This is a genomic window from Rhodoluna sp., from assembly GCF_049276775.1.
GTDB lineage: Bacteria > Actinomycetota > Actinomycetes > Actinomycetales > Microbacteriaceae > Rhodoluna.
Genome location: NZ_JBASXC010000055.1, coordinates 1 through 1,557 on the forward strand (window position 1 = coordinate 1; position 1,557 = coordinate 1,557).

The following is a 1,557-nucleotide window of genomic DNA, read 5'->3' on the forward strand; positions in this document are numbered from 1 at the left end:
GAACAGCCACCGAAAGAAGGCTGGTGTTGGATTCCACCGGGTCCCGCCCTGATCGGGGATGTGCTCGGAGTGGGTGCGGAGGACGAGCGCCCGGCAAGGATCGAACAGATCGACGGCTTCTGGCTTGGAAGGTGCGAGGTCACGAACGCCGAGTACGTAGATTTCCTGAGCGCCCAAGCCGACATCGATGAGCGCTGGATCGACCTCAGGAGCCGAAAGTGCCTAATCCAAGTGACGGAAAGCGGTGGCTACGAAACCGACGCGCCACGGATGCCCGTGGTGATGGTCAGCTTCTACGGTGCGCAGGCCTACTGCCAGTGGCTAACCCGAACGACGGGCGTTGTGCACCGGCTTCCGAACGAGGCGGAATGGGAAAAGGCCGCGCGCGGCCCGGAGTCCTCCACCTACTCATACGGCAACGTCTATCGACTTGCTCTTGCGAACCAAGAGAGCGGATCACTCAAACCCATTGGATCCTACGCGCCCACGGGGGTTGGGCTCTACGACATGACCGGCAACGTCTTTGAGTGGATGTCAAACGAGCACGACCCAGCGGCACCTTCTGGGACCATGAACCAGGCCCTGCGCGGCGGCTCCTTCGTCTTGGACGGAATGTACCTTCGCAACAGCTTCCGAATGAGGCAGAGTCAAAGCGTGATGACCGACGACATCGGTTTCAGGGTGGCAAGAGAAGACGGATGAACATGAACGCAACCTCTCTCTTCATTGGCGGTGCCCTGTTGTTGGCGCCGAGCTTCTTAGCCTGCCATATTCATGCAAATGGAGAAGCGCGAGACGGAGCTGTATCTCGAACGCCAGTTCGCGGAGGCAAAGCCCGCGGTCGGTGAGCCCGCCCCAGACATGGTCTTGGGGACCCTCGACGGCCAAACGGTCGCGCTCACGGACTACCGCGGCACCCACATCGTCGTCATCAAAGCCGGCTACACGTGACCTCCCCTACGCCGAGCGGCCGCCGGGTTGCGGACCGCACATAGGAAGTTCAAAGTGACCGGAGACGCCGAGATCCTCATCGTCTACCAAAAGGAGCCCCATGCCGGTCAGATGGCGTTCGGGGACGTTGTGCAGCCAGAGTCCTTCGAGCAGCGCTGCGTCCTTGCGCAGCGAATGAAGGACGAGTACGAGCTTCCGATGACGGTGCTCGTCGACACGATGGAGGATCAAAGCCGCGCCCTGTTCAGTGACCTACCAAGTCCGGCATTCGTCATCGACGCAGAGGGCATCATCCGGGCCAAGTTCCCGTGGGCCGAGGGTGACCAGATCGCGGCTGCCGTGTCAGCGATCACCGGCGAGCCCGGTGGTGATCTGGAAATCAACGCACCGGATCGGCACCTGCGAAGCCCCTCGACGGGAGAGCAAGCTCTTGGCGGCGGCCCCACGGGGGGGCTATTGATCTTCATCCCGCTCGCCCTAGTCGCACTACTCGTGCTCCGCGCGGCTGGATCGAGGCCATAGCAGCATCCTAATTGTCTTCACGCGACTAGGAAGCCGTTGATTTAGTCGGCTGTTCAGAATGCTGTCCATCGGGCGCCTCGCAAG

3 protein-coding genes are annotated in these 1,557 nt (G+C 61.5%); all 3 read left to right on the top strand.

Going from position 1 to position 1,557, the window contains the following annotated elements; genetic code table 11:
- The coding region (locus WAO31_RS03785; RefSeq protein ID WP_509590445.1) for a formylglycine-generating enzyme family protein at positions 1-702 on the top strand (702 nt) is incomplete at its 5' end.
- 78 nt (positions 703-780) lie between these two features.
- Positions 781-951 (top strand): hypothetical protein, encoded by a 171-nt coding sequence (locus tag WAO31_RS03790; protein ID WP_509590448.1) that lies wholly within the window; start codon positions 781-783, stop codon positions 949-951.
- Between the two features lie 54 nt (positions 952-1,005).
- Positions 1,006-1,473 (top strand): hypothetical protein, encoded by a 468-nt coding sequence (locus tag WAO31_RS03795; protein ID WP_509590451.1) that lies wholly within the window; start codon positions 1,006-1,008, stop codon positions 1,471-1,473.
- Positions 1,474-1,557 lie beyond the last annotated feature (84 nt).

Excerpts from the sequence above, each read along its gene's own strand:
- WAO31_RS03790 (WP_509590448.1), top strand. The coding sequence starts at position 781 with ATGGAGAAGCGCGAGACGGAGCTGTATCTCGAACGCCAGTTCGCGGAG.